The 1,714-nt window shown below is 44.1% G+C and carries 2 protein-coding genes; both read right to left on the bottom strand.

The annotated features are described in order from the left end of the window. Positions 1 to 46: 46 nt before the first annotated feature. Positions 47 to 925 (bottom strand): IS3 family transposase, encoded by an 879-nt coding sequence (locus EKM92_RS13500; protein WP_263853900.1) that lies wholly within the window; start codon positions 923 to 925, stop codon positions 47 to 49. Then, positions 922 to 1,647, bottom strand: a complete 726-nt coding sequence (locus EKM92_RS13495; RefSeq protein ID WP_125711495.1) for a helix-turn-helix domain-containing protein — start codon at positions 1,645 to 1,647, stop codon at positions 922 to 924. Before EKM92_RS13495 ends, EKM92_RS13500 begins: the two co-directional genes overlap by 4 nt. Between the last annotated feature and the right edge of the window lie 67 nt (positions 1,648 to 1,714).

Below are 1,714 nucleotides of genomic sequence, written 5' to 3'. Positions count from 1 at the left end.
TCGGCGCTGGTCCGCGTCAAGTAGACAAGTCAAATAATTAAAGTTGCTATGCAATTTCCTTTACGGCATGATTCCGATATTCCATCGGCGTCATGCCGTTTAGTGTATCTTGACGTCGTTCATAGTTATACCAATGAATGGCGTCTTTAATATGCTTCATTATCTCTATCTCCGATAGTGCTTGTTCAAATGCAAAGTATTCAGTTTTAATGGCGCTCCAAAAACTCTCCATTGGACTATTATCTCCCGGTGTACCTGGACGTGACATGCTGTGAGTGATGCCTTCTCCAGCTAAGAAAGTATTATACATACCACCGGTATACGCAGAGCCTTGATCACTATGAACGATTTCAGGTTTAATACCGTTGTTATTATCAATGGCTAACTTTATTGTGTCAGTGACAAGCTGAGCTGTTTCAGTTGGCGCGACATAATAACCAACGATCCTATGATCGTACAGATCTTTTACGGCACTGAGGCGAAGCTTCTTCTCATTCTTGATCCCATAGGTTAGTTCAGAACAATCGGTGACCATCACGCGATTTGGACCAATGGGGTGAAATGCGTGGCCAGCGTCTTCGGTGTACAGCTTATTGGCGAGAAGATATTCCTTCTTCTCAGCTTTGTGGTTCCGTTTCGCAACGCGAATCGAAGATTGAATATGATTTCGACGCATGATGCGACGAACACGACCGTGACTAACATGATATGGCGTCTCAACGTTGATATATGTCACAAGACGCTTAACTCCGAAGATATAGTGATTGTTTTCCTCGAGTTCAATCATATACGCGAGAATAGCTTCATTCTCTAGCTGATGTGCTGTCGGTTTGCGATTCAACCACTTATAATATGCAGCACGTGATACTTTGAGAACCCGACATGCCGCGCTAATGCCATAAGGCTTTCCCGAATCTGGATTCACTTCCTGTGCGAGTTGTTGAATGGTTTGATATTTGTCGTCGGCTTGGCATTCCTTCTTTCTACTTCTTGAAGTTTTTTTAGGACAGCGGCTTCCGTTGAAACATATTCTAGACGTGCTTTGAGACGTTTGATTTCTAAATCTTTCTTCTCAAGTTCAGTCAGTTGACCATTATCTTCTTTGGCTTTCCCACGGCGATCTGCGAGTCCCGATTCGCCACTTTGTTTGAACTTCTTTACCCATGAGTAGACTTGTCCATATGAAACATTGAAGTGTTTGCTAGCTTCAACGTAGTTCAACTCATTGGCAATAGTCCATTGTGCGATCTCGATGCGTTCGGCGTGCGACGTCTTGCGTCCATCTTTCATTGGAGCGGACCTCCTAGTGGTTTTGAGTAACTTACCACTATTATACAGGGACACCCATTGATAGATGACCGCGACATTAGGAATATCGTATTCTCTGGCAAGTTGAGGATACGACGTGTTGCCAGTTAGATATTTCTGAACAACCTCAAGCTTAAGCTCATGAGAGTACTTTCGCTGCGTTCGATTCGCCTTGAGACCGGCAACTCCGCGCAATTCATAACGTTCTATCCATTGCTGGACCTGCGAGTCGTGAACGCCATACTGTTTGCGAATCGATTTAGCGGACTGTCCATCTTGTACCAGACCAATGTAGAAGAGCTTCTCTTCTAACGTATATCTAGACCCTTTCCGGCCCATACAAAAACTCCTTCCTAGGAAGGCAAGCTTTAATTATTTGCTTGTCTACCCAAGAAGGAGTATAGCC

This window comes from Lacticaseibacillus porcinae (assembly GCF_003946305.1).
Taxonomy (GTDB): Bacteria; Bacillota; Bacilli; order Lactobacillales; family Lactobacillaceae; genus Lacticaseibacillus; species Lacticaseibacillus porcinae.
This window is presented reverse-complemented; position numbering and strand designations above follow the sequence as displayed.

Excerpts from the sequence above, each read along its gene's own strand:
- EKM92_RS13495 (WP_125711495.1), bottom strand. The coding sequence starts at position 1,647 with ATGGGCCGGAAAGGGTCTAGATATACGTTAGAAGAGAAGCTCTTCTAC.